Here is a 23,468-nt window from a genome sequence, read left to right as displayed (position 1 = left end):
AAGGAGTACCGAGTCGCCGGAATCGAAGTACCGGATCGCCGGACTAGGCGTACCCACTGGCCCTATCTGCCATGATCTGATCGACGAACTCGGCTGCCAGGCGCGGATCAGCCAGAAGGGATTCCCGCTCCAAGCCGGCGCCCGCTGGGTGGTCGAGCGCACCAACTCCTGGCACAACCGCGGATTCAAAAAGCTCCACATCTGTACCGAACGACGAAGCCTCGTCATCGACGCGTTCATCGCCCTGGCCAACGCTGCGATCATCATCCGCCGCCTCGTACGCAGCGCCTGGACAACCCACCGCTGGAACACACGGCCGACCCGCAGACCATGACCTACTGGCGGAACCTCTTATGGCCACCAGTCCTTCGGCGATCCCGCCTACGGCGGTGCGTACGGGCAGGGCGGTCCGGGCGGCGGCCCGGTCATGACGGGCAAGGTGTCCGCGACCGACGCGGTCAGTGCCGGTTGGCAGCTGTTCAAGAACAACCCGCTGCCCTGGGTTCTCATCACCCTGGCGAGCGTGGTGGTCGGCAGTATCGCGGGGCAGCTCGCGAACTCCGAGTCTCTCGGGGTGGTGTTCTCGGCCCAGATCATCTCCTTCGTCGTCGGACTGCTGTTCCAGGCGTTCATCCTGCGCGGCGCCCTGCTCGAGGTGGACGGACACAGGCCCGCTATCGGCGACTTCTTCAAACTGCACAACTTCGGCTGGTTTGTCGTCGCGGCGATCCTCGTCGGGATCGCGACGTTCGTCGGGCTCATCGGCTTCATCATCGGCGCGTTCGTCGTGGCGTTCTTCCTGTACTGGACGCAGTACTTCGTCGTCGACCGCAACATGACCGCCACCGACGCGATCGTCTCGAGCTTCAACGCGATCAAGTCGGACGCCGGCAACCTCTTCGCACTCGCCCTCCTCAACGTCCTCATCCTCGTGGTGGGCGCGCTGGCACTGCTCGTCGGCCTGTTCGTGGCGATTCCGGTCACCACACTCGCCTCGGTCTACGCCTACCGGGCGATCACCGGGCCGAGCGACTTCTCCCGCGCCGCGACCGCGGCGGTCTGACCCCCCGCCGACGTCGTCCATCGCTCGCGAAGCAACCGGACAGCCCCGACGACCATCCGGTCGCCGGGGCTGTCCCGTCCCGCGGAGCGGAGCGTCAGGCGCCGCCGGTCTCGTCCTCGGGTGACGCCGGGGCCCCGGCGTCAGCGTCAGCCTCGTGCAGCATCTCCTTCTCGTGCGTCGAGGCCCGTCGGACCGCCCAGACGGTTCCCAGGAAGGCCACGAGTGCCAACGGCCATCCCATGCCGATGCGCGCGGCACCGAGCCAGGTGACCTCGTCATTGAGGTACAGCGCGTATTGCAGGACGGCTCGGATGGCGAACAGTCCGGCCCAGAACGACGTCGCGACCGTATACCACCGCCGGGCCGCCGGAATCCGGCGCCAGGCCATCCCCCTGCCGTCGAGGAATCCCCAGATCACTCCGACCAGAGGCCAGCGGACGAGCGCGGAGATCGCGAACGCCGCGCCGTACACGGCCTGGGTGATGATCCCGTAGAGGAAATAACCCTTGGCGTCGCCGGTCCGCCAGGCGATGAAGACGCAGATGGCGACACCGATGAAACCCGAGATCGCGGGCTGCGGGTTCTCGCGACGCCCCAGCGACCACGCCAACATCGCCACGGCGACGCCCAGCGCACCCCAGATCGCGGCGGTCAGCCCCCAGATCCCGTTGAGGGGGACGAACGTGAGAATCGGGATCGACGAGTACGCCAGCCCCCGGATCCCGCCCATCTGATCGATCAGGGACGCGTCGGGGTCCCCGAAGGACGATTTCCGGCGCGTCGCACCGGTCTTCTGCGGGGTCGCCCGTTCAGACTCGGTCACGCGACTCCTCCACGGCGGTGCGGGGCTGCTCGTCCAGTAGCTCATATCGCGGGTTGAACATGATCTTGTGTCCGTGCCGGACGCCGACCCGTCCGGTGACACGGAGGCACCGGCCGGTGTCGATGCCCGGAACGGTGCGTCGCCCGAGCCAACACACCTCGACCGCGCCCGTACCGTCGAAGACCTCGGCGGTGAGACCGAGGAAGTCCTCTCCCCCACATGTCAGGACGGTGCGGACACGCCCCGTCAGGGTCACGTGATCCCCACGCGACACAGTCGCGACATGCGAGCATCCGGTACGGTGCACCCGGCCGGCGAGGTCAGCCGCGTCGAGCATTTCCACCGGATCGGTGAGCCGGGCGGTCAATGCCCGGAGCGTTCGGGGGAACGGCACGGTCACCCCCCCGCTCGCTGGTCGGGAAACCTCACAGGTCGTCGTCTCCGTCACGGAGCCTGTCCATCGCGCTACCGTCTCTCCGCGGCGCCCTGGGGGCACTGTCCGGCGCGGGCGACGCCGCGGGAGCGGCAGGCTGCGCCTGGGGGTTCCGGGATGCCCGAGCCTCCTGCGATGCCGGCGACTGGGCCGGAGCCTGGCCGGCAGGGCCTGGCTGGCGCGTCTGGCCGGCATTGCCGGGCTGGCCGGTCCGGCCTGCCGCCATCTGCTGCTGGTACGCCTGGGCCTGCTGCTGTGCGGCCAGCTGGGACTGCGCCTGCGTCAGTGCTTGTTGGATCTCGTCCGGAATGGTGAGCGGTAGCTGCTCACGAACCGGCATGGGGCCGTCCCCGCGATGGATGAGCAGGTGCTGGAAGACCTCGCGGCCCTCCTCCGCAGCCTGGTCCGCCAGCTCGGGGGTGGCCATGATCCGCACCTCGGCGGTCCAACGGTGGCCGTCAACCCCGATCGCGCGGAAAACGGCTCCCGGCATCACCGCCACCAGTTCACGCCCCCACGGCCCGTCCTCGACGGAGACGTCCGCGCCCTGTTGCTCGAGCTGCTCGCGCATTCCCGTCACCATCGTCCGCCACTGACCCGCGGACTTGGGCGCGGCGAACGCGCGTGGGATGACCCTCGAGACCTGGGTGACCACATGGAACTCGGGCTGACCGTTGGGGTCCAGTGCGACGTTCAGGTCACGTCCCTTGGGAACTCCGATGACCAGCGAACCGAGATCGATGTGGCCGTAGCCGAGCGAGGTGTAGTACCCGGGCACGTCACCGACGGACGAGCGGTCATGAGGCCCCGTCGTGGAAGGGGGCTGCGACTCCTGCTCGGTGGCCGTGGTGGCGTCGCGGGCCCCGGTCACCGGCTTCTTTCGTCCGAACATGGTGGAAATCCTCTCCCCGTGCGACCCGGCCCCGAACGGGACCGTCTCGGGTCGACGCTACCCAACGAGGTGGACGCCGGTCAGGTCAGGCGGTGGTGCCCGCCCGTCGACCCGTGGCCGCCCTCACCCCGGTCGGTCTCGCCGAGCTCGTCGACCTCCACCACATCCCACAGTTCGACGCGCTGGACCAGGAGCTGGGCGATGCGGTCACCTCGTCCGATACGGACCGGCTCCGTGGGGTCCAGGTTGACGAGGTTGACCTTGATCTCCCCCCGGTAGCCGGCGTCGACCGTCCCCGGGGCGTTGACGATCGACAGACCCGCCCGTGCCGCGAGGCCGGACCGCGGATGGACCAGGCCCACGTAGCCCGCGGGGACCGCCACCGCCACCCCCGTGCCCACCAGGGCCCGGTGCCCCGGCGCCAGCTCACAGTCGTGCGCGGCGTGCAGATCGATCCCCGCATCCGTGGCGTGTGCCCGGACCGGAAGGGGAAGCCCACGGTCCAGACGGCGTACCCGTAGCACCCCGCCGGTGCCGTTCTCGTCGTCCGGATTGCTCATGGCCTCTCGCCCTCCTGCCGGGTCCGACCCGGTTGCTCGATAGTCTTGACGTCGTGACCGACGAAGATCTCCGCCCGCCGCCCGATCGCGCTCCGCGCCCGGTTCACTCGGAAACCCTCCGGGTCCCGGCATGGTGGTGGGTCGTCCTCGCCGTGATCACCGTCGTGGTGGTCGCCCAGGCGCTCGTTATCGGAGCGCGGTGGTGGCTGTGGCTGCTGGCCGTCGTGGTCCCCGTCCTGCTTGCCTGGCTGTTCATCTCCGTCGGCCGGGTGAAGATCGAGGTCGAGTCCGACGGCCAGGGAGGGGGGACCCTCTATGCGGGCAACGCCCGCCTGCCCTTCGACGCCATCGCCCGCAGCGCCGTCGTGCCCGCCACCGCCAAGCAGGCCGCGATGGGGCGGCAGCTCGACCCCGAGGCCTTCGTGGTCCACAGGGGATACATCCCCACGATGGTGATCATCGTCCTCGACGACCCGATGGATCCCACCCCGTACTGGCTCATCAGCACGCGGGACCCCGAAGGCCTCGCAGCGGCGCTTCCGGACAACCACTACAGCTGACCGGCCGAGCCGCGGCGGAGTAGCCGGCGGTCGATCAGCCGGCGCAGTCCACGCAGATCGGCATCCCGTCCCGCTCCTCGGCGAAACGGCTGCGGTGATGCACCAGGAAGCACTCACCACAGGTGAACTCGTTGTCCTGCTCCGGCACGACACGCACCGTGAGCTCCTCGCCGGACAGGTCGGCGCCCGGCAGTTCGTAGGACTCGGCGGTGTCCGTCTCGTCGACGTCGACCTCGCCGGTCGCTCCCTCTGCGCGCCGGGCCTTCAGCTCCTCCAGCGAATCGCCGGTGAGCTCGTCGGCCTCGGTGCGGCGGGGGGCGTCGTAGTCGGTTGCCATGAGTCTCATTTCTGCGGGTCTGTGTGGGGGGCGCGCGGACCGGTCGTGTCGCGACCAGCGCACGCATAGTAACGGAATTAATCGGCATTTTCATCCGCGGCATCCGCCAGTGCGGCGACCGGGCCGACAGACGCCGGGCGTTTACAGTGATGGGTCAGGGCCCGGAGGGGCTCTCACTCCGTCCACCTGCAGGAAAGGACCTCATGGTCGTCCACCTCAGCACCCAGGCGACACCGAGTCCGACCCCCACCCGGGGGATACACCGTCTGCGTTCCGCCTACGTCCTGTTCGTAGTGGTGGCGCTGGTGCTGGGAGCACTCGTCTGGGCCACCGCACTGCGGGGAAATGACGCCGCCACACAGGCCGCGGCGTGTCCGGTACCCCCCGCGGCCGAGGACGCGGGCCTCCGTGACCAGCCCGCGGACGCCCTCGACGGGGTCGAGCCGGCACTACTGGACGAGACCCGCGTCCGCGTGCTGAACGCGAACGGGCAGAGCGGCCAGGCCGGAGCCGTGGCCGCTCAACTCGCCGAACGCGGATTCCAGCCCGCTGGCTCGAACGCCATCGGCAACGACCCGATCTACGGGCAGGCCCTCGAGTGCCACGGACAGATCCGCTACGGCGACGCGGGGCAGGCGGCCGCGCGGTCACTCTCGCTCGCGGCGCCGTGCATGCAACTGGTGAGGGACGGCCGTGAGGACGACACGGTCGACCTCGCACTGGGCACGATCTTCTCGCGGTTGTCCGACTCGACGGAGGCGGTGGGGGCACTCGACGAACTCGAGGTCGGGCGTCAGCCCATCTCCGCCGAACTCGACGCGGCCCGCATGGTCAGCTGTTGACCCCGGCCGACAGGTGGTCGAGCGCACCGAGGAAGTCCTCCGCCACGCCGGGCGATGCAGCGGTCGTCGGCACCGCGGGGTCGTCCGACACGGTTACCATCGCACCGGCTTCGCCCGCGACGAGGGCCCCGGCAGCGTAGTCCCACGGCTTCAACCCGCGCTCGTAGTAGGCATCCAGCCGGCCACCGGCGACCATGCACAGATCCAGTGCCGCCGACCCACACCTCCGGATGTCCCGTACGCGCGGCAGCAGGCCCGCGACCACCCGACCCTGCTCGGCCCGGATCCCGGCGTCGTAGGAGAAGCCGGTACCGACCAGTGACAGGGACAGGTCCACGCACGCCGAGGTCCGCAGCGCCCTCGACGTGCCGTCGGCCTCCCGCAGGGTCGCCCCGCGGCCGAGGCCTGCCGACCACGTCTCACGGGTGACGATGTTGTGCACCGCCCCCGCCACCACGACGCCGTCCACCTCCGCGGCCACCGAGACCGCCGTGAACGGGATGCCATAGAGCAGGTTGACGGTCCCGTCGACCGGGTCGACGATCCAGCGCACGCCTCCCCGGCCACCCGGGGCGTCGGCCGAACCGGACTCCTCGCCGCCCTCCTCGCCCAGCACCCGGTCACCCGGACGGCTGGACTCGATCTCCCCGCGCAGATGCTGCTCCACCGAGGTGTCGATGACGGTCACCGGATCCGTGGCCGAGGTCTTGGAGCGCGAGTCCAGACCAGACGTGTCGAACTCGGCCAGCATTCGCCGCGCCACGTCACCGCCGGAAGAGGCGAACCGCAGCGCGAGGGCCAGCAAGTCGTCGATGAACTCCGGGCCCGGTCGGCCGACCGCCGCGTTTGTCCCCCGCCCCGTCATGTGCGTCTCCTCGTCGTCGTATCCCACATGGTCGTATCCCACATGTTCGTATCCCACATCGTCCTCACCCACTGTCGTCACCCGGTGCCCCTCCGGCGATGATCCCGCCCGGCGGCGCGACCGACGGATATCCTGGCGGGCGCCCCACGCCCATCGTGCCCCGACGACGCGGGCGCCCGACGACCCACGCCGCGCCCGTGTACGTCCCGCCACCCAGGAGCCAGACATGTCCGTCCCCACCCCCGCAGCGACCGACCTCCCACCGGGCACCCCGGGCACTCCCACAGGCCTCGGCGTCGATGTGGGCGGCACCGGGATCAAAGTGGGGCTCGTCGACCTCGCACGCGGCGAACTCATCGGGGACAGAGTCGTGCGGGGCACCCCCCAGCCCGCCACGCCCGACGCGATCGCGCAGAGCATCCGCGAGATGACCGAGGAGTTCGATTGGACGGGCCCGGTCGGGGTCGCCCTGCCCAGCGTCATCCACGAGGGGGTGGCGCGGATCGCCCACAACATCGACAAATCGTGGATCGGGTGCGACGTGGCGGAGCTGTTCGACCGGCATCTCCCCGGCCGCACCGTGCTCATGCTCAACGATGCCGACGCCGCCGGCCTCTCCGAGGTGCACTACGGCGCCGGCGAGGGAATCGACGGGCTGGTGATCCTCCTGACCTTCGGTACGGGCATCGGCTCCGCCCTCCTGCTCGACGGGAGACTGCTGCCGAACTCCGAGTTCGGTCACGTGATCGTCGAGGACATCGCCGGACGCGGATTCGACGAGGCCGAGCACCTGGCCTCCGCCGCGGTCCGGTCCCGCGACGGCCTGAGCTTCGCCGAATGGGCCCCCCACGTGTCCAACGTCCTGCGCTCGATCGAGGACCTCCTGTGGCCCCGCGCCTTCGTCCTGGGCGGCGGGGTCAGCGAGGTCGCCGACGAGTGGTTCCCTCTCCTCGAGAACCGGACCCCGGTGCGGGCCGCGGTCCGGCGCGGCGACGCCGGGATCATCGGCGCAGCGCTGTACGCGGCCGGCCATTCGGGCGTTCTCGACCTCGGCGGGGCACTACCAGACGACGAGGACTGACGCGGACCAACCCCGCCGGATGCGACCCCCCGACCAGAATCTCGTTACAATGGCCCACGCCGGGAACACGTACCGGCCGGGGACGGGCCCGGTACCGCAAGGCGGACGGCTCGAGTGTCTGCAGAAGGCGGCATCGATCCCCGATTCCCATCAAGTAACCGGTTGTGAAGGGGCGTTTGTGGCAGCCACGAAGACCACCAGTTCGGATTCCGCGGCGAGCGGCGATCCGTTGGACAGCGAGGTCGCTGGCGAGGCCCCCGCCAAGAAGACCGCCGCGCGCAAGGCGCCCGCGAAGAAGACGGCGGCCAAGAAGACCGCCGCCAAGAAGGCCCCGGCGAAGAAGGCGGCCGCCAAGAAGACCGCGGCCAAGAAGACGGCGGCCAAGAATACCGCCGCCCCGACGAAGCCCGAGGGCGTCGACGGCGACCAGGTCGACGAAGAGCCGACCGATGCTCCCGAGGCCGAGCCGGACACCTCCGAGCTGGAGGACGTCGAGGTCGACGTCGAGGACGTCGAAGCGGACGAGGAGACCAAGGAAGAGCCCACCGCCAAGGACAAGGCGTCGGGCGATTTCGTCTGGGACGAGGACGAGTCGGAGGCCCTGCGCCAGGCGCGCAAGGACGCCGAGCTGACCGCCTCCGCCGACTCCGTACGCGCGTACCTCAAGCAGATCGGCAAGGTCGCCCTCCTCAACGCCGAGGAGGAGGTCGAGCTGGCCAAGCGCATCGAGGCCGGCCTGTACGCCACCTGGTTCCAGGCGCAGGTCGCCGAGCGCGGGGAGAAGCTCACCACCGCGCAGAAGCGTGATTACCGATGGATCGAGCGCGACGGCGTCCGCGCCAAGAACCACCTGCTCGAGGCCAACCTGCGACTCGTCGTCTCGCTGGCCAAGCGCTACACCGGCCGCGGCATGGCGTTCCTGGACCTCATCCAGGAGGGCAACCTCGGTCTGATCCGCGCGGTCGAGAAGTTCGACTACACCAAGGGCTACAAGTTCTCGACCTACGCCACCTGGTGGATCCGGCAGGCCATCACCCGCGCGATGGCCGACCAGGCCCGCACCATCCGTATCCCGGTGCACATGGTCGAGGTCATCAACAAGCTCGGGCGTATCCAGCGTGAGCTGCTCCAGGACCTGGGCCGCGAGCCCACCCCCGAGGAGCTCGCCAAGGAGATGGACATCACGCCGGAGAAGGTGCTGGAGATCCAGCAGTACGCCCGGGAGCCGATCTCGCTCGACCAGACCATCGGCGACGAGGGCGACTCGCAGCTCGGTGACTTCATCGAGGACTCCGAGGCCGTGGTGGCCGTGGACGCCGTGAGCTTCACACTCCTGCAGGACCAGCTCCGTTCCGTCCTCGACACGCTGTCCGAGCGTGAGGCGGGCGTGGTGCGGCTGCGCTTCGGCCTCACCGACGGGCTGCCGCGCACCCTCGACGAGATCGGGCAGGTCTACGGGGTCACACGCGAGCGGATCCGGCAGATCGAGTCCAAGACGATGTCGAAGCTGCGCCACCCGTCGCGGTCCCAGGTGCTGCGCGACTACCTGGACTGAGCCCTTTCACGCATTCTCCGGCCCCGTTGTGCTCGCCCGACGGGGCCGCGGCGTGTCCGGGACACCCGGGAGGGACGGGGGCATACGATCTCCGGCATCAGCCTGGGAGAGACGACGAACGGCACCTGAGCTCCCGTCCGACAAGAATGCCCCGGCCAGTGCGGCCGGGGCGTTCTCTTGCGTATCCTGCGCTCGGGGCCTACCCCACGCCGCCGGTCACCAGCTCCGCAGGAGGGTGATCCTCTCGCGGATCTGCTCGGCGGAGGCCATCGGCACGGGCGGGCCGCCGCACGCATTGCGGAGCTGCGTGTGGATCGCCCCGTGCGACTTGCCCAGGCGACCCGAGTACACCGACACGAGGGTGTTGAGCTGACGCCGCAGGTCCTTGAGCTCGGCGGCGGAGGCGACCCGCTCCGCGGCCGCGCCGGCGTGCGCGCCGGGTCCGGCGGCGTTGCCGGGGATGGTCGCCCCGGACACCGCCGGGTCGGCGCCCACGACCGCGACCGACCCCGCCCCGGAGGCGGACTGGGCGGACGTGCGCTTGATCTGTTCCTTCTCGCGCTGCCGCAGCAGGGCTTTGACATCGTCGGCGCCCAACAGCCCGGGGAGCCCGATGTAGTCGGCCTCCTCCTCGCTGCCGGCGAATGTGGCCGTGCCGTAGGACGAGCCCTCGTACACGATCTGGTCGAGCTCTGCGTCGGCGCCGAGGGAGATGTAACCGCGGTCCTCGTCGTCCTCGGTGTTCTCGTCCTGCTGCTGGTTCGCCTGGGCGAGCAGCTGGTCCTCCAGCCCCTCCTCCCGGTGGGGCTTGCCCAGGACGTGGTCGCGCTGCGCCTCCATCTGCGAAGCCAGTTGCAGCAGCACGGGTACGGACGGGAGGAACACCGACGCGGTCTCCCCGGGCCGACGGGACCGGACGAACCGCCCGATCGCCTGCGCGAAGTACAGGGGTGTCGAGGCACTGGTGGCGTACACGCCGACGCTCAGTCGTGGCACGTCGACGCCCTCGGAGACCATCCGGACCGCGACCATCCACTCGTCGGTGGAGTCGGAGAAGGTACCGATCCGACTCGAGGCGGTCGGGTCGTCGGAGAGGACGACGGTCGGCGGGGTACCGGTGATCTCCGTCAGGAGCGCCGCGTACTCGCGGGCTCGCTCCTGGTCGGTGGCGATCACCAGACCGCCGGCGTCGGGCACTCCGCCGGCGCGGATCTGCCGGAGCCGGGTGTGCGCCGCCTGGAGCACGGCGGGCATCCAGTCACCGTGGGGGTCGAGGGCGACGCGCCAGGCACGGGACGTCTGGTCGGCACTCAGCGGCTCGCCGAGGCGGGCCGAGAACTCCTCGCCGGCGTTGCTGCGCCACCGGGCCTCGCCCGAGTAGGCGAGGAACACCACGGGGCGGACGACGCCGTCGGCCAGAGCATCGGCGTAGCCGTAGGAATGGTCGGCCTTGGAGCGCTGGTGTCCCTGCCCGTCGGGCTCGTAGGTGACGAACGGGATGGGACTGTCGTCGGACCGGAACGGGGTGCCGGTCAACGACAAGCGGCGCTCCGCGTCCTCGAACGCCTCGCGGATCGCGTCGCCCCAGCTCTTGGCGTCACCACCGTGGTGGATCTCGTCGAGGATCACCAGGGTGCGCCTGGACGCGGTGCGTTCCCGGTGCTTGAACGGGTGCGCGGCCACCTGGGCGTATGTCACCACCACGCCGTGGTATTCCGGGGCGAGCGCGCCCGAGGTGTTGGAGTACTCGGGGTCGAGAGCGATGCCGGCGCGCGCGGCCGAGGCGGCCCACTGGTACTTGAGGTGTTCGGTGGGGGCCACCACGGTGATCGCGTCGACCGTGCGGTCGGCGAGCAGTTCGGAGGCGACTCTCAGGCCGAACGTCGTCTTGCCGGCGCCCGGGGTCGCCACGGCGAGGAAGTCCTTCGGCCGCGCCATGAGGTACTTGCGCAGCGCGGTGCGCTGCCAGGCGCGCAGCGACGCACCCCCGGCCGGCGGGGTGGAGTGTTCTGCGGTCTGTTCGTCTGGGCCCGGGACCGCGCCGGGATCACTCACCAGGCTTCAGGGTCTCGTAGACGCGCTTGCACTCCGGGCACACCGGCGATCCGGGCTTCGCGGATCGGGTGACCGGGAAGACCTCACCGCACAGGGCGATCACGTAGGAACCCATGACCGCGCTCTCGGCGATCTTGCTCTTGTCCACATAGTGGAAGAACTTGGGTGCGTCGTCCTGCGTCTCCTCGGTCGTCGTGACCTCGGGACGCTCGAGTGTCTTCGTCCGGGTGGTACTCACCCCCTCATGATGCCGCACCCGGGCGTCGCGGCGCCAACGCCGGAGTACCTTGGGCCCCATGGCACCCGACTTCCGCCGTCAGCGATCCGGGGAACGGGACGACACCTCGAGGCCCGTTCTCATCACGGGCGCGCGCGAGTCGTACCACGACGAGCTGGCGGCCCGGAAGAAGCGCTACTTCCTGCTGATGAGTATCCGGATCCCCGCGCTCTTCCTGGCGGCGGGGTCGCTGGCCCTCTGGAACAACCCGTGGATCGCCCTGGCGATCGTGGCGGCGTCCATCCCGATCCCGTGGATCGCCGTCATCGGGGCCAATGACCGGCCTCCCCTGCCCAAGGGACAGGCCCGCACCTACACCGCGGGGCGGCTCTCGTCGAACATCCCGTACGCGTTGCCACCCGGGCTCACCGGGACCGACTCACCGCCCCGGGGCACGAGTGCCCCCGACGCCGCACCCGATCCCACCCCGTCCGCCGACGAGAGCGACCCCGACACGTGAGCAGCCCGAACCCGACCCTCGCCGAACTCGCGCCCGCGTTGGCCGAGGCGTTCCGGCGGCACGACTACACGGTGGAGGGACTGGAGCGCGCGCTGGGGCCCGAGGCGGTCTCGGCCCTGGACAGATCGGATGCCGCGACGGTCCGCCGTCACGCGCGTGACGCGAGGGGGGTCGGGACCCTGGTGCGGCTGTTCGTCCTGGGCGATCCGCTCCCCCGCTCCGAGGTCACCGCGACCCTGCCCGGGGTCGACGTGCGGGACGGCGTCGCTGCCGGATTGTGGACCGCGATCGACGACGGTGCCTCCCTGCGTGCGGAGATCGACCTGCGTCCGGTCGACACCGGGCACGGGACCCGCTGGGTGTTCGCGGACGTCGACGGGTCGATGGTCCACACCACGACCCGGCCGGACCACGTCCTGGGGGTCGGGCAGGCGACGCTCTCGCTGCTGCGTGTCACGCCCTCGTCCACCACCGGGTCGGTCCTGGATCTCGGCACCGGGTGTGGGATCCAGATGGTCCACGCGTCGGGGTCCGCCCGAACCGTCACCGGGACCGATATCACCCCTCGGTGCCTCGAGTTGGCGGCCGCCACCCTGGCGATCAACGGCCAGCGTGCGGAGCTCCTGCACGGTCCGTGGTTCGAGCCCGTGGCGGGGCGCCGGTTCGACCGTATCGTCGCCAATCCCCCGTTCGTGGTGGGCCCGCCCGAGACCGGGCACTCCTACCGCGAGTCCGGCCTGAAGCTCGACGGTGCCAGTCGGACGGTCGTGTCGGGCGCGCCGCAGCATCTGGCCGACGGTGGCACCGCGGTTTTGCTGGCGTCCTGGGTGGAGCGGGAGGACTCGGACTGGCGGGCCCACGTGTCGTCGTGGGTGCCGGCCGAGGGCGTCGACGCATGGATCGTGCGGCGGGACGTCTCCGACCCCGGCCTCTACGTGTGGACCTGGCTCACCGACGAGGGCATGGACCCACGCGACGAGGCCACCACGCGGGCCGCGGACGCCTGGTTGGACCACTTCGCCGAGGAGGGTGTGGCCGGGATCGGGTTCGGCTACGTCTACCTCCGGCGGATCGACGGGCCGTCGTCCGTCCTGTGCGAGGACCTCACGCACCCGTTCGGCGACGGCCTCGGTGACGAGGCGGAGGCCTACTTCGCGCGCACGGCGTGGCTGCGGGAGGCCGCGGAGCAACACGGCGGACAGGAGCGCGCCCTCGATGCCACGGTCTTCACAGTGTCGCCGGACGTCCACCTCCACCTCTCCGAATCCCTCGCCCCCGCCGGGCCGGACGAGGTCGGCTCCCCCGGTCCGTCCACCGTCGTGGTGGAGCGGGTCACCGGCGCCCGGTGGCGCCACGAGATCGATCCGCTCACCGCGAGCGTCCTGCGTGGGGCGCGGACGGGCGCGCTGCAGTTGGAGGACCTGGTGGTGCTCGCCGCGGTCGGTGCCGGGGAGGATCCCGACGCCCTCGCCGGCCCCGTCCGCCGGGTGGTCGCCGACCTGTTCCTCCACGGGTTCGTCGTCCCGGCGGGGATGCCAGGCCTCCTGCCCCCGGGGGTCGCCGCGGCCGTGGCCGCAGGGGCGGCGGGATGAGGGCCGTCGTCTCCCGGGTCACCGAGGCGTCGGTGACGGTGGACGGTGAGGTCGTCGGGGCCCTGTCACGCCCCGGACTGCTGGTCCTGTTGGGGGTGTCGGACGACGACGACGAGACCGACGTCGCCACGATGGTCCGCAAGATCTCGGACCTGCGGATCCTGCGGGAGGAACGCAGCGCCGCGGAGGTGGGCGCCCCCGTCCTGGTCGTCAGCCAGTTCACGCTCATGGGGTCGACCGCGAAGGGCAGGCGGCCGTCGTGGTCGAGAGCGGCTCGGGGCGAGGTGGCCGAACCCGTGGTGGACGCCGTGGTCCACGGTCTGCGCGAACGCGGCCTCGAGGTGGCCACGGGAGTCTTCGGCGCGATGATGCAGGTCCATTCGGTCAACGACGGCCCGTTCACGCTGCTGGTGGAGACCCCCGGCTCGGGCTGAGCGGGTTTCCTCGACGGATCGTGACCGACATCATCGGCGCGGGAACATTCCCGGTACCCCCGTCGTTGTAGAGGTACGTGACCGTGACCCGGCCACGCGCCTGATCCGTCCACCAGCAACCGAACGCCGGCCTCGTCACATGGCCAGGCAGGAGGAGGAGACATGACGTCAGCCACCACCCGATCGGACCGTCGGACGGAGGCGGGGCCGGACGGCCAGAGCCCGAGCGCTGACCTCGTCCGTGTCTACCTCAACGGGATCGGCAAGACGGCACTGCTCAACGCTGAGGACGAGGTCGAGCTCTCCAAGCGGATCGAGGCCGGTCTCTACGCCAAGCACGTGCTGGAGACCAGGAAGCGTCTGGGTCCGGTCCGCAAGGCCGACCTCAAGGCGATCGTCGCGGAAGGTGAGGCCGCCCGCGCCCATCTGCTGGAGGCCAACCTGCGCCTGGTGGTGTCGCTGGCCAAGCGCTACACGGGCCGCGGCATGCCGTTGCTGGACCTCATCCAGGAGGGCAACCTGGGCCTGATCCGTGCGATGGAGAAGTTCGACTACGCGAAGGGCTTCAAGTTCTCGACCTATGCCACCTGGTGGATCCGTCAGGCGATCACCCGCGGAATGGCCGATCAGTCCCGCACCATCCGTCTGCCGGTCCACCTGGTCGAGCAGGTCAACAAGCTCGCCCGGATCAAGCGTGAACTCCACCAGCAGCTCGGCCGTGAGGCCTCCCTCGAGGAACTCGCCGAGGAGTCGGGCATCCCCGCGCACAAGATCGAGGAGCTGCTGGACCATTCGCGTGACCCGGTGAGCCTCGACATGCCGGTCGGCGCGGACGAGGAGGCGCCGCTCGGTGACTTCATCGAGGACGCCGAGGCCACCAGTGCGGAGAACACCGTGGTGACCAATGTGATGCACTCCGACGTGCGCGCGGTCCTGGCCACCCTCGAGGAGCGCGAGCAGCAGGTCATCACGCTGCGTTTCGGTCTCGACGACGGCCAGCCTCGCACCCTCGACCAGATCGGCAAGCGTTTCGGACTGTCGCGCGAGCGGGTCCGCCAGATCGAGCGCGAGGTCATGGCCAAGCTCCGCGAGGGTCGTCGCGCGGACAAGCTCCGCTCCTACGCCGTCTGACCGGACGCCGGATCGCACGCCGCACGATCAGACGCTGCCCGATCGGACGCGAGCCGGGTTCCCCGGAGCCCTTCACACCGTGAGGTCGCAATCCCAGGGCCCCGCCTCCCCCGATCGGGAGGGGCGGGGCCTTCGCGGTGCCGTCCAGGGCCGACCACAGCGCCTAGCGCAGCCGGCGGGGCCCCTCGTCGGCGCTGAACCTGGGGGGCGGCCCCAGCCGGACCGTTGCGTAGAGCACCGCGAGACCGTCGGGTCCGGCGAGCGCCGGGTCCACCGACAGGCGCCGCATCTCCGGCACGTCCTCTACCAGGCATGAAACCCGCCCCATGAGCTCCACCAACGCGTCACGGTCCACAGGCGCGTCCCCGGCATACCCGTCGAGGAGCGCTGCGGCCCGGGGCCGGTCGAGCAGGGCGGCCGCCTCGCGGGGTGAGATCGGCAGCGTGCTGAACGCCCGGTCGGCCAGCAGATCCGACAACATCCCGGACAGTCCGAACGAGATGAGGGTGCCGAAGATCGGGTGATCGGCGACCCGGATGGTCACGGCGACCCCCTTGGTCGCCATCTTCTGCACGTGCAGGGAACGTGAGCCCGTCGTGGACTGGAGGAACGCGAAGGCATGCCGCACCGCGGCAGAGTCGACGAGGTCGAGTCGCACCCCGGACTGATCGCTGCGGGTCCGCCACCGGTCACTCATCGCCTTGACCGCCACCGGGTAGCCCAACTCGTCGGCGGCCATCACGGCCTGGTCGACATCCGTCACGACGCGGTAGTCGACGATGTCGATCCCGTAGCACTCCAACAGGGCCCGGACCTGGCCCTGCGTGAGCTCGAACGACTCGGTTCCGGCGTGGAGCTGGCAGAGCGAGTCCACGAGCTCCCGCGCGCGTGCGCGGTCGATGTCCTCGTACTCGGCGGGCTCCTCGGCCGGCTTGTCGAGCCACTCGGCGTACCGGCGGGCGCGCACCAGTGCGGACACCGCTCGTTCGGGATACGGGTAGGAGGGTATCGAGCCCCGCGCCGCCACCCCGGACTCGTCGGTCACCGTCAGTCCCTCCGGCAGCCCTTCCCCCGCGAGGAAGGTACTCACCACGGGCTTGCTGCTCTCGCCCGCGGCGGTACGGATCGCCTCGGCATAGGCGTCGGGTTCCGTCGCGACCGGAGGGACGAACACCGTCAGGACCGAGTCGACCTCGTCACGTGCGAGGACGTCCGCGATCGCCTCGCGGAACTCCTCCGGGGACGCGCCGGCACCCAGATCGACCGAATGCGCCACGGTGAAGCCCTGTTGACGCGCGGAGTCCCCGCCGAGGCGTCCGACCGCGGAGGAGTTGCCGACGATGCCGAGGCGACCTCCCGTGGGCAGCGGTTGGTAGGCCAGGAGCGTGGCGGTGTCGAACATGTCCGTGATGGAATCCACCTGGATGAGGCCGGAGTCGCGGAACAGTCCACCGATGGCGTTCGCCGTCAGCCCCTCGACGCCCGACTCCAGATCGTCGGCCGCTCGGCGGACCACCACCACCGGCTTGTTGCGCGCCACGCGCCGGGCGATCCGGGAGAACTTGCGGGCGTTACCGAAGCTCTCCAGGTAGAGCAGCACCACCTCGGTGGCGGTGTCGGTGTCCCAGTACTGCAGCAGGTCGTTGCCGGAGACGTCGGCGCGGTTACCGGCGGAGACGAACGTGGACAGCCCGAGCCTACGTCGGGCCGCGGCGGCGAGGATGGCGATCCCGAGCGCACCCGACTGGCAGAAGAACCCCGTGCGGCCGGGTCCCGGAACGACTTCTGCGAGGGTCGCGTTGAGCTGCACGTCGGGTGAGGTGTTGATCACCCCGAGCGCGTTGGGGCCGACCACGCGCATCCCGTGGGCGCGGGCCTCGCTGACCAGACGCCGTTCGGAGACGACGCCGGCGCTGCCGACGTCCGAGAACCCGGCGGAGATGACGACGAGGGTCGACACGCCCTTCGACAGGCAGTCGTCGAGGACTTCCGACATGGACGCCGCCGGTACTGCCACTACCGCGAGGTCCACGGGATCCGGGATGTCCCTGACGCTCGGATAGGCGCGCACGGACTGCACCGACGTGGCATCGGAATTGACGGGGTACACGGGACCGGAGAACCCGTTGCCGATGAGGTTGCGCAGTACCGTGTGCCCGATCTTGCCCACCTGGTCCGAGGCGCCGATCACGGCGACGGAACTGGGGTTGAGCACACGCGCCAGACTCCGTGCCTCCGCCGCCGCCTCCCGCGAGTTCCGGACATTGGTCAGGGCCTCGGATGGGTCGATCGCGAACTCCAGGTGGAGAGTGGACCCATCGAACGAACGGGAGATCTCGTACCCGGCCCGCCGGAACACCTGGATCATCGACCGGTTCTCGGAGAGCACCTCGGCCTCGAAGTGGTCGATCCCGCATTCGGCCGCGGCGCCGGCCAGGTGCTCGAGGAAGATCGACCCCAGCCCACGCCCCTGATGCTGGTCGGAGATGGTGAACGCGACCTCGGCGAAGGTCGAGTTCGGCAGTCGCTCGTAGATCGCCATGCCGATGACCTCCGCGCCCAACTCGGCGACGAACGCCATCCGGTCGCGGTAGTCGACGTTGGTCATCCGGGCGAGTTCACGGTCGGACAGCACATCGTGCGATCCGAAGTAACGCAGGTAGCGGGTGCGCTCGGACAGGCTGGTGTGGAACCGGGAGATCTTCTCGGCGTCGTTGGGCAGGATCGGCCGCACGCGCACGGCCCGCCCGTCGGATCCGAGTACGTCCGCAGCCCACTCGTGGGGATAGCCCTCCGGGTACTCGTCGACGGAGGTGTCGGTCGACGCGTGCTCGGGTGGGTCCACCGCCGGGGTGGCGTCGGTCGGGTTCTCGGTCACCGTGTCAACGGTCTCGCGGTCGCCGGGGTGCGCCATGGGGTCCTCCAGGGACTGAGGGGTAGGGGGTCGATGAGTCTGTTGCAGCGCCGCCGGTCAGTCGCGGGGATCGTCCGGGTCGAGTCCGAGCAGGGGGTAGACCGAGCGGCGGGTGTCGAGGATCGACTGGTCGAGTCGGGCGAGCGAACGATCCATCTCCACCCCCCGATCGGATCCCGCGGGCTCCCACGGGGTGTAGCCGGGGGTCTCCCCGTCCCCCATCGTCTGCGGGACGCGGTCGGGGACGGTGAACCTGCCGGCCGCGGCCCGCCACTGGTCCGGGATCGCGGTCGCCGGGTCGAGCGGGACCCCCAGCACGGCAGCGATGAGGTGGGTCCACGACCGCGGGACCACCCGCACCAGTTCGTAGCCGCCCCCGCCGATCGCGATGAGTCTCCCTTCGCAGAGTTCGTCAGCCAGCGCCACGACCTCCAGATACGACTGCCGGTGACCGTCGACGGTCAACGAGAGGTCGGCGAGCGGGTCTTCACGGTGCGAGTCGCACCCGGCCTGCATGACGATGATCTGGGGTTCGAACGTCCGCAGCACTCCGGGGACCACGGCGTGGAAGCCCCGCAGCCAGAGATCATCGGTGACCGCGGGGAGGTACGCCAGGTTGACGGCGGTGCCCTCCGCGCGGCCGACACCGGTCTCCGACGCCCAGCCGGTGGACGGCCACAGGGTGGCTGGGTGCTGGTGCAGGGACACCGTCAGGACCCGCGGGTCCTCGTAGAACGCGGTCTGGACGCCGTCCCCGTGGTGGACGTCGATGTCGACGTAGGCGACGCGGTCGTACCCGTTGTCGAGCAACCAGCTGATCGCCACCGCCGCGTCGTTGTAGACGCAGAACCCGGCGGCGGCAGCGGGCATGGCGTGGTGCATCCCCCCGGCGACGGAGACCGCACGCGTCGCGGCCCCGCTGGCGATGGCCCGGGCGGCCGTCAGCGTGCCGCCCGCGACCGCCGCGCTGGCCTCGTGCATCGCCGGGAACGTCGGGTTGTCGGCCGTCCCGAGCCCGTGGCTCATCCCGACATGCTCACCGGGCGGCAGGTCGCCGGCGGCCTTGACGGCGTCGATGTAGCGGGAGGTGTGGACCCTCAGTAGCTCGTCCTCGCTGGCCGACCCGGGGTCCAGCAGCTCGACACCCTGCAGGACGCCGAGCTCGGTCGCGAGCGACATGGTCAGATCGAGCCGCCGTGGACTCATCGGGTGGTCAGCGGAATGTCGATACTCCAGCAATGACGGACTCCACACGACCTTCGCCGCGACGCCGTCCCCGATCCCGGCCATAGCCACCGTCCTCCCGTGGGCCGGGTCGTTCCCGGCCCGAGCACCCCGAGCGAGCAGTGGGGCACGTCACCCGTGAATCTACGCGTGTGGCACCGGGCCCGGCCCCCGATTGTCCGCTCTCCACCCCGGTCGGTGGCCCGACGGTAGTCTCGGAGGCAGAACCCTGACGGCGCCCGCGCCTGCGGGGAGTCGCACACCTATCGACGATCCGACCGTGGAGGACTGCAGCGTGAAGGACCTGGTGGACACCACCGAGATGTACCTCCGCACCATTTACGAACTCGAGGAGGAAGGCGTGATCCCGCTGCGGGCGAGGATCGCCGAGCGCCTCGAGCAGAGCGGGCCGACCGTGAGCCAGACCGTCGCGCGGATGGAGCGCGACGGGTTGGTCCTCGTGGCCCCCGACCGGCATCTCCAGCTCACCGCCACGGGCAGGGAACTCGCGGTGGGTGTGATGCGTAAGCACCGCCTCGCCGAGCGTCTCCTGGTCGACGTGATCGGACTGGAGCTCGAGAAGGTCCACGCCGAGGCGTGCCGCTGGGAGCACGTGATGAGCGACGACGTCGAGCGGCGGCTCATCGAGGTCCTCGATGACCCCCGGACCTCTCCCTACGGCAACCCGATCCCCGGGCTGGAGCGGATCGGGTACCCCGCCTCCGCCCTCGACGACCCCAACCAGATCAGGCTCTCGGCGCTGGAGAGCGACGTGGCCCACCGGGTCCGGATCCGGGCGATCGGTGAGAACGTGCAGATCGACACGGAACTGATCTCCGAGCTCCGGGCCGTGGGCGTCGAACCGCTCAGAACCGTCACCGCCACCCGCCGCGGGCACCTCGTCGAGCTCGACTCCGGTGAGGGGCGCACGGTGGAACTCGACGGCGACCACGCCCACGCGATCCAGGTCGAGATCGTCTCGTGAAGCTGCTCGTCACCGGCGGCGCCGGGTATGTCGGCGGGGTCTGCGCGACGGTCCTGATCGAGCGCGGTCACGAGGTGGTGGTGCTCGACGACCTGTCCACGGGTAACCGGGACGGGGTTCCCGAGGGGGCGACGTTCGTCGAGGGGGACGTGGCCGTACGCGCGCCGGAGGTTCTCGACTCCTCGTTCGACGGTGTCCTGCACTTCGCCGCGCGTTCCCTCGTCGGCGAGTCCGTCGAGAAGCCCGGGGAGTACTGGCAGGGCAACGTCGTCACGTCCCTGGCCCTCCTCGACGCGATGCGTGAGTCCGGGGTGGGCAACCTGGTGTTCTCCTCCACCGCCGCCACCTACGGCGAGCCCGAGCAGGTCCCCATCACCGAGGACATGCCCACGCGTCCGACCAACACCTACGGGGCCACCAAACTCGCGATCGATCACGCCATGACGTCGTACGCCACCGCGTACGGTCTCGCCGCGACCAGCCTGCGCTACTTCAACGTCGCCGGGGCCTATCACGGTGCGGGCGAGAACCGGGTCGTGGAGACCCACCTCATCCCCCTCGTGCTGCAGGTCGCGCTCGGCCATCGCGCCGATATCAAGGTCTTCGGTGACGACTGGCCCACCCCCGATGGCACGTGCATCCGCGACTACATCCACGTCGCCGACCTCGCCGACGCCCATCTGCTGGCGCTGGAGACCAACACTCCCGGCACCCACCGGGTGCTCAACCTGGGCAGCGGTGAGGGGTTCTCCGTCCGTGAGGTCATCGACGTGTGCCGGGAGGTCACCGGACATCCCATCCCCGACGTCGTCGCCCCACGTCGCGCCGGCGACCCGGCGGTGCTCGTGGCCTCCAGCGCCCGGGCGATCGCCGAACTCGGGTGGAAACCCTCCCGCACCGACCTGCGTACGGTCGTCGAGGACGCCTGGGCGTTCACCGAGGCGCTCGGCGACCGCGCGCACTCGGCTCCGCGCTGACCCGGAGCGGCTCAGGCGGCCGCGGCCACCTGCCTGAGCCGTTCCGGAGACAGGCCCGCGTGCAGGCTGTCGATCAGGAGCCGGGCGAGGGAGTTGCCGGCGTCGGCGTCCAGGGCCGCCGACAGGGCCGACCAGGCGTGCACCCCGCTACCGTCGAAGTAGGCCGCGGCGCCGAGTAGCAGGAGCGCCACCGAGCGTTCACGCCCCGGCCTCCGGCGCGCGACCGCCCACCACACGAGACGTCGGCCGTCGCCGTCGCCCAGACCCCGCTGGGCCAGCCGCCGGTAGATCTCGTCCCGAACCGCGATGACGAGCAGGTCCCGGCCGATTCCGGCGAGCTCGTCGTCGTCGACACTCTCCCCCACCTCCAGTCGACGTGCGGCGTCGTCGTGACGCTCGACCGCCTCGGCCACCACCGCCTCCGCCACCCGACGGGCCCCGTCCACCCGCGGCGGCCCCGACTCGTGGGGATCCTCGTCGCAGGCGTCCGCGTCCCGCACGAGGTACATCCGGTCTATCTCGTCCCGCGAGCCGGCCCGGACCCGGCCACCGTACGCGTGGACCGCGGCGATCTGCGTCGAATCGGGATCGAGTTGGACCCCACGGACCATCCCGAACAGGTCCACCCACGGTGCGCCCTCGGCGAACTCGCCGACGCCGTAGGCCGCCGAGACCTCTGTGCCCGCGACACCCAGCCAGTACTCGAACGCCGATGCGGCGTCCTCCGCCCGCAAGCCCGCGTGGTAGTCCTCCACGCAGTCCTCGTGCACCACGACCAGATGCACCGACCCGATCCCCTCCCGCGCGCAGAACTGCGCCAACCCGCGCGCGGGACCGGGATCGACAGCCGGGTTCGAGCGCCCCACGAAAGCGTCGTCGGGACCGCCGTCGTGATAACCGTCCACGTCGCCGTCACCGTCGAGCAACTCGTCGTCATCGGGGTCGCCCCGTCCCGCCCCCAGCAACCCGTCGACATCCATACGGACCACCGGCCCCTGCCCGCCGTCCGCCGTCTCGCCGCACAGCACCACCACCGACCCCCGGCCCGGTAGGAAGCCGAGCATCGCCGGTATGGAGGCGATCAACTCCTCCGGCGAGGAGATCACCACCGTCGCCCGTCCGTCCGCCCCGTCATCGTCGATCATCTCGCCGGTCGTCATCGTCCTCATCCGTCTCCTGTCTCGCGCGTCCTGGGCCCCGCCCGGGTCCCGGCCCGCAGGTGCCGTGCACCGGTCTCACCATCGGGCACGTGGTCGGCCACCGGAGGCCTGCGGGCGTCCTGTCGCGCCCCGCCTGTGGAGAGGGGGACGACCTGTGGGGAACGGCAGGGGCACCGCCACCGGGGAATCAACCCGGGCGCGGTGTCGTTGTCACAGTTGTGAACCCCGTCCCGGATGGACGACCGGGCGACCCCGTACTCCCGACGGACGGGGTGTGGTGACGAGAGGAGTCGACATGGCCAGGCACAGCGATCTGTACCGAATGATCGAACCCGTTCCCGACCTGCGTTCTGAGGACGGCCGCGGACCGGTCCTCGTACACGGACTCGAGGGGTTCTCGGACGCCGGCCAGGCGATCCAGGGCGTGGCCGAACACCTCCGCGAAACCCTGGACTCCCAGCTGATCGTCGAGTTCGACGTCGACGAGCTGGTGGACTACCGGTCCCGCCGCCCCCACCTGAAATACTCGTTCGATCGGTTCTCCGAGTACGACCAGCCGACGATCCAACTGCACGCCGTCAAGGCCACCGACGGCACGTCGTTCCTGTTGCTCTCGGGCCTCGAACCCGACCTGAAGTGGGACGGCTTCACCAACTCCGTGATCGATCTGGCCGCCACCTTCGGCGTCCGCATGTCGATCGGACTCGGGGCCATGCCGCTGGGCGTGCCGCACACCCGGCCGACCAACTCCAGCGCCCACGCCAGTGATGTGGACCTCATCCAGGGGTTCACCGCCTGGCCCGGCGAGTTCTCCGTGCCCGGCAACGTGACCTCACTGCTCGAGCTGCGGATGGCCGAGCACGGGATCCCGTCCGCGGGCTTCACCGTGCACGTCCCCCAGTACCTCTCCCAGACCGCGTACCCCGCGGCGGTGCTCAACCTCGTCGACAACGTCTCGCGGCTCGCGGACCTCGAGCTGCCGACCACCGGACTGGAGAAGGCCGCCGAGGAGTTCACCGCGCAGGTCAACGCGCAGATCGAGAACAACCCCGAGGTCCTCACCGCCGTCGAGCTCATGGAGAAGCAGTACGACCAGTTCATGGAGACGCGCCTGGGCTCCGACTCACTCAACCCCGGCGGCAAGCCGTTGCCCTCCGGCGACGAGATCGGTGCCGAGTTCGAGCGGTTCCTGGCCCAGCAGGCCGAGGACGACGGGTCGGGCCGGGGCCCGGAGATGAACGGCTGACC

Annotated in this window: 23 protein-coding genes and 1 pseudogene; 13 read left to right on the top strand and 11 right to left on the bottom strand. The window is 70.3% G+C overall.

Going from position 1 to position 23,468, the window contains the following annotated elements; genetic code table 11:
• Together AYO52_RS18560 and AYO52_RS08460 are read left to right on the top strand one after the other, a co-directional pair.
• Positions 1-334 (top strand): annotated as a pseudogene (locus tag AYO52_RS18560) (hypothetical protein); the annotation flags it as partial.
• Between the two features lie 93 nt (positions 335-427).
• Positions 428-1,063, top strand: coding sequence for a hypothetical protein (locus tag AYO52_RS08460; protein WP_067715862.1), 636 nt, complete (start codon positions 428-430; stop codon positions 1,061-1,063).
• A gap of 94 nt (positions 1,064-1,157) precedes the next feature.
• Here the strand turns inward: AYO52_RS08460 and AYO52_RS08455 are convergent, their stop codons facing one another.
• The 4 genes from AYO52_RS08455 to dut form a co-directional block, all read right to left on the bottom strand.
• Complete coding sequence (locus tag AYO52_RS08455) at positions 1,158-1,793, bottom strand: DUF3159 domain-containing protein (RefSeq protein ID WP_067715894.1); 636 nt, start codon at positions 1,791-1,793, stop codon at positions 1,158-1,160.
• A 79-nt stretch (positions 1,794-1,872) separates the two neighbouring features.
• The gene (locus AYO52_RS08450) at positions 1,873-2,142 is read right to left on the bottom strand and encodes a hypothetical protein (protein WP_227022268.1); all 270 of its coding nucleotides are present in this window, start codon (positions 2,140-2,142) and stop codon (positions 1,873-1,875) included.
• 169 nt (positions 2,143-2,311) lie between these two features.
• Positions 2,312-3,211 carry a DUF3710 domain-containing protein gene (locus tag AYO52_RS08445; protein ID WP_067715859.1) on the bottom strand — a complete coding sequence of 300 codons (900 nt, stop codon included), beginning with the start codon at positions 3,209-3,211 and terminating at the stop codon, positions 2,312-2,314.
• A gap of 80 nt (positions 3,212-3,291) precedes the next feature.
• Positions 3,292-3,771 (bottom strand): dUTP diphosphatase, encoded by a 480-nt coding sequence (dut, locus tag AYO52_RS08440; protein WP_067715856.1) that lies wholly within the window; start codon positions 3,769-3,771, stop codon positions 3,292-3,294.
• Between the two features lie 53 nt (positions 3,772-3,824).
• Between dut and AYO52_RS08435 the strand changes: the two genes are divergently transcribed.
• Positions 3,825-4,331: a DUF3093 domain-containing protein gene (locus tag AYO52_RS08435; RefSeq protein WP_067715853.1), complete on the top strand. Its 507-nt coding sequence runs from the start codon at positions 3,825-3,827 to the stop codon at positions 4,329-4,331.
• Positions 4,332-4,365: 34 nt separating this feature from the next.
• Here AYO52_RS08435 and AYO52_RS08430 read toward each other — a convergent pair whose 3' ends face one another.
• Positions 4,366-4,668 (bottom strand): DUF4193 domain-containing protein, encoded by a 303-nt coding sequence (locus tag AYO52_RS08430; RefSeq protein WP_067715850.1) that lies wholly within the window; start codon positions 4,666-4,668, stop codon positions 4,366-4,368.
• A 203-nt stretch (positions 4,669-4,871) separates the two neighbouring features.
• Here AYO52_RS08430 and cei point away from each other — a divergent pair, with 203 nt between their 5' ends.
• Positions 4,872-5,510, top strand: a complete 639-nt coding sequence (gene cei, locus AYO52_RS08425; RefSeq protein WP_067715848.1) for an envelope integrity protein Cei — start codon at positions 4,872-4,874, stop codon at positions 5,508-5,510.
• Here cei and AYO52_RS08420 read toward each other — a convergent pair.
• Entirely contained in the window at positions 5,500-6,375 is an 876-nt protein-coding gene (locus tag AYO52_RS08420; protein WP_067715889.1) for an inositol monophosphatase family protein, read from the bottom strand. The two genes, cei and AYO52_RS08420, sit on opposite strands and share 11 nt — an antisense overlap.
• Before the next feature lie 226 nt (positions 6,376-6,601).
• On the opposite strand from AYO52_RS08420, the gene ppgK reads away from it, so the two are divergent.
• Both ppgK and AYO52_RS08410 read left to right on the top strand, forming a co-directional pair.
• On the top strand, positions 6,602-7,456 hold the full coding sequence (ppgK, locus tag AYO52_RS08415) for a polyphosphate--glucose phosphotransferase (protein ID WP_067715845.1): 855 nt from the start codon (positions 6,602-6,604) through the stop codon (positions 7,454-7,456).
• Positions 7,457-7,634: 178 nt separating this feature from the next.
• Positions 7,635-9,011 carry an RNA polymerase sigma factor gene (locus tag AYO52_RS08410; protein WP_067715843.1) on the top strand — a complete coding sequence of 459 codons (1,377 nt, stop codon included), beginning with the start codon at positions 7,635-7,637 and terminating at the stop codon, positions 9,009-9,011.
• Positions 9,012-9,227: 216 nt separating this feature from the next.
• Here the strand turns inward: AYO52_RS08410 and AYO52_RS08405 are convergent, their stop codons facing one another.
• Together AYO52_RS08405 and AYO52_RS08400 are read right to left on the bottom strand one after the other, a co-directional pair.
• On the bottom strand, positions 9,228-11,066 hold the full coding sequence (locus AYO52_RS08405) for a DEAD/DEAH box helicase (protein ID WP_067715840.1): 1,839 nt from the start codon (positions 11,064-11,066) through the stop codon (positions 9,228-9,230).
• Positions 11,059-11,304: a DUF3039 domain-containing protein gene (locus AYO52_RS08400; RefSeq protein ID WP_017837712.1), complete on the bottom strand. Its 246-nt coding sequence runs from the start codon at positions 11,302-11,304 to the stop codon at positions 11,059-11,061. The genes AYO52_RS08405 and AYO52_RS08400 overlap by 8 nt, the downstream gene beginning before the upstream one ends.
• A gap of 58 nt (positions 11,305-11,362) precedes the next feature.
• On the opposite strand from AYO52_RS08400, the gene AYO52_RS08395 reads away from it, so the two are divergent.
• The 4 genes from AYO52_RS08395 to AYO52_RS08380 all read left to right on the top strand — a co-directional run bounded on the left by AYO52_RS08395 (position 11,363) and on the right by AYO52_RS08380 (position 14,960).
• On the top strand, positions 11,363-11,803 hold the full coding sequence (locus tag AYO52_RS08395; RefSeq protein WP_082923879.1) for a DUF3099 domain-containing protein: 441 nt from the start codon (positions 11,363-11,365) through the stop codon (positions 11,801-11,803).
• Positions 11,800-13,395 carry a class I SAM-dependent methyltransferase gene (locus AYO52_RS08390; RefSeq protein ID WP_067715837.1) on the top strand — a complete coding sequence of 532 codons (1,596 nt, stop codon included), beginning with the start codon at positions 11,800-11,802 and terminating at the stop codon, positions 13,393-13,395. The genes AYO52_RS08395 and AYO52_RS08390 overlap by 4 nt, the downstream gene beginning before the upstream one ends.
• Complete coding sequence (gene dtd, locus AYO52_RS08385; protein ID WP_067715834.1) at positions 13,392-13,829, top strand: D-aminoacyl-tRNA deacylase; 438 nt, start codon at positions 13,392-13,394, stop codon at positions 13,827-13,829. The genes AYO52_RS08390 and dtd overlap by 4 nt, the downstream gene beginning before the upstream one ends.
• A 162-nt stretch (positions 13,830-13,991) precedes the next feature.
• Positions 13,992-14,960, top strand: a complete 969-nt coding sequence (locus AYO52_RS08380) for a sigma-70 family RNA polymerase sigma factor (protein ID WP_067715832.1) — start codon at positions 13,992-13,994, stop codon at positions 14,958-14,960.
• A 163-nt stretch (positions 14,961-15,123) separates the two neighbouring features.
• Here the strand turns inward: AYO52_RS08380 and AYO52_RS08375 are convergent, their stop codons facing one another.
• Positions 15,124-17,874: a GNAT family N-acetyltransferase gene (locus AYO52_RS08375; RefSeq protein ID WP_082923878.1), complete on the bottom strand. Its 2,751-nt coding sequence runs from the start codon at positions 17,872-17,874 to the stop codon at positions 15,124-15,126.
• 57 nt (positions 17,875-17,931) lie between these two features.
• Positions 17,932-19,164, bottom strand: a complete 1,233-nt coding sequence (locus AYO52_RS08370) for an acetoin utilization protein AcuC (protein WP_067715829.1) — start codon at positions 19,162-19,164, stop codon at positions 17,932-17,934.
• A gap of 229 nt (positions 19,165-19,393) precedes the next feature.
• Here AYO52_RS08370 and AYO52_RS08365 point away from each other — a divergent pair, with 229 nt between their 5' ends.
• Entirely contained in the window at positions 19,394-20,083 is a 690-nt protein-coding gene (locus tag AYO52_RS08365; RefSeq protein WP_067715884.1) for a metal-dependent transcriptional regulator, read from the top strand.
• Positions 20,080-21,060 (top strand): UDP-glucose 4-epimerase GalE, encoded by a 981-nt coding sequence (gene galE, locus AYO52_RS08360; protein WP_067715826.1) that lies wholly within the window; start codon positions 20,080-20,082, stop codon positions 21,058-21,060. Before AYO52_RS08365 ends, galE begins: the two co-directional genes overlap by 4 nt.
• Positions 21,061-21,071: 11 nt before the next feature.
• Here the strand turns inward: galE and AYO52_RS08355 are convergent, their stop codons facing one another.
• Complete coding sequence (locus AYO52_RS08355) at positions 21,072-22,229, bottom strand: DUF4192 family protein (protein ID WP_253702005.1); 1,158 nt, start codon at positions 22,227-22,229, stop codon at positions 21,072-21,074.
• 286 nt (positions 22,230-22,515) lie between these two features.
• Between AYO52_RS08355 and AYO52_RS08350 the strand changes: the two genes are divergently transcribed.
• The gene (locus tag AYO52_RS08350) at positions 22,516-23,466 is read left to right on the top strand and encodes a proteasome assembly chaperone family protein (RefSeq protein WP_067715823.1); all 951 of its coding nucleotides are present in this window, start codon (positions 22,516-22,518) and stop codon (positions 23,464-23,466) included.
• Positions 23,467-23,468 lie beyond the last annotated feature (2 nt).

Origin of the sequence: Dietzia sp. 111N12-1, from assembly GCF_001658045.1 — a bacterium.
In the GTDB taxonomy this organism is placed as follows: domain Bacteria; phylum Actinomycetota; class Actinomycetes; order Mycobacteriales; family Mycobacteriaceae; genus Dietzia; species Dietzia kunjamensis.
The sequence above is the reverse complement of the archived record's forward strand: the minus strand, read 5'-3'. Positions and strand labels throughout refer to the sequence as shown.

Bases quoted from the DNA above. Each gene is read 5' to 3' on its own strand.
- AYO52_RS08460 (WP_067715862.1), top strand. From the start codon at position 428: ATGACGGGCAAGGTGTCCGCGACCGACGCGGTCAGTGCCGGTTGGCAG.
- AYO52_RS08455 (WP_067715894.1), bottom strand. From the start codon at position 1,793: ATGGGCGGGATCCGGGGGCTGGCGTACTCGTCGATCCCGATTCTCACG.
- AYO52_RS08445 (WP_067715859.1), bottom strand. From the start codon at position 3,211: ATGTTCGGACGAAAGAAGCCGGTGACCGGGGCCCGCGACGCCACCACG.
- dut (WP_067715856.1), bottom strand. From the start codon at position 3,771: ATGAGCAATCCGGACGACGAGAACGGCACCGGCGGGGTGCTACGGGTA.
- AYO52_RS08430 (WP_067715850.1), bottom strand. From the start codon at position 4,668: ATGGCAACCGACTACGACGCCCCCCGCCGCACCGAGGCCGACGAGCTC.
- cei (WP_067715848.1), top strand. From the start codon at position 4,872: ATGGTCGTCCACCTCAGCACCCAGGCGACACCGAGTCCGACCCCCACC.
- AYO52_RS08420 (WP_067715889.1), bottom strand. From the start codon at position 6,375: ATGACGGGGCGGGGGACAAACGCGGCGGTCGGCCGACCGGGCCCGGAG.
- ppgK (WP_067715845.1), top strand. From the start codon at position 6,602: ATGTCCGTCCCCACCCCCGCAGCGACCGACCTCCCACCGGGCACCCCG.
- AYO52_RS08395 (WP_082923879.1), top strand. From the start codon at position 11,363: ATGGCACCCGACTTCCGCCGTCAGCGATCCGGGGAACGGGACGACACC.
- dtd (WP_067715834.1), top strand. From the start codon at position 13,392: ATGAGGGCCGTCGTCTCCCGGGTCACCGAGGCGTCGGTGACGGTGGAC.
- AYO52_RS08380 (WP_067715832.1), top strand. From the start codon at position 13,992: ATGACGTCAGCCACCACCCGATCGGACCGTCGGACGGAGGCGGGGCCG.
- AYO52_RS08375 (WP_082923878.1), bottom strand. From the start codon at position 17,874: ATGGCGCACCCCGGCGACCGCGAGACCGTTGACACGGTGACCGAGAAC.
- AYO52_RS08370 (WP_067715829.1), bottom strand. From the start codon at position 19,164: ATGGCCGGGATCGGGGACGGCGTCGCGGCGAAGGTCGTGTGGAGTCCG.
- AYO52_RS08355 (WP_253702005.1), bottom strand. From the start codon at position 22,229: ATGAGGACGATGACGACCGGCGAGATGATCGACGATGACGGGGCGGAC.
- AYO52_RS08350 (WP_067715823.1), top strand. From the start codon at position 22,516: ATGGCCAGGCACAGCGATCTGTACCGAATGATCGAACCCGTTCCCGAC.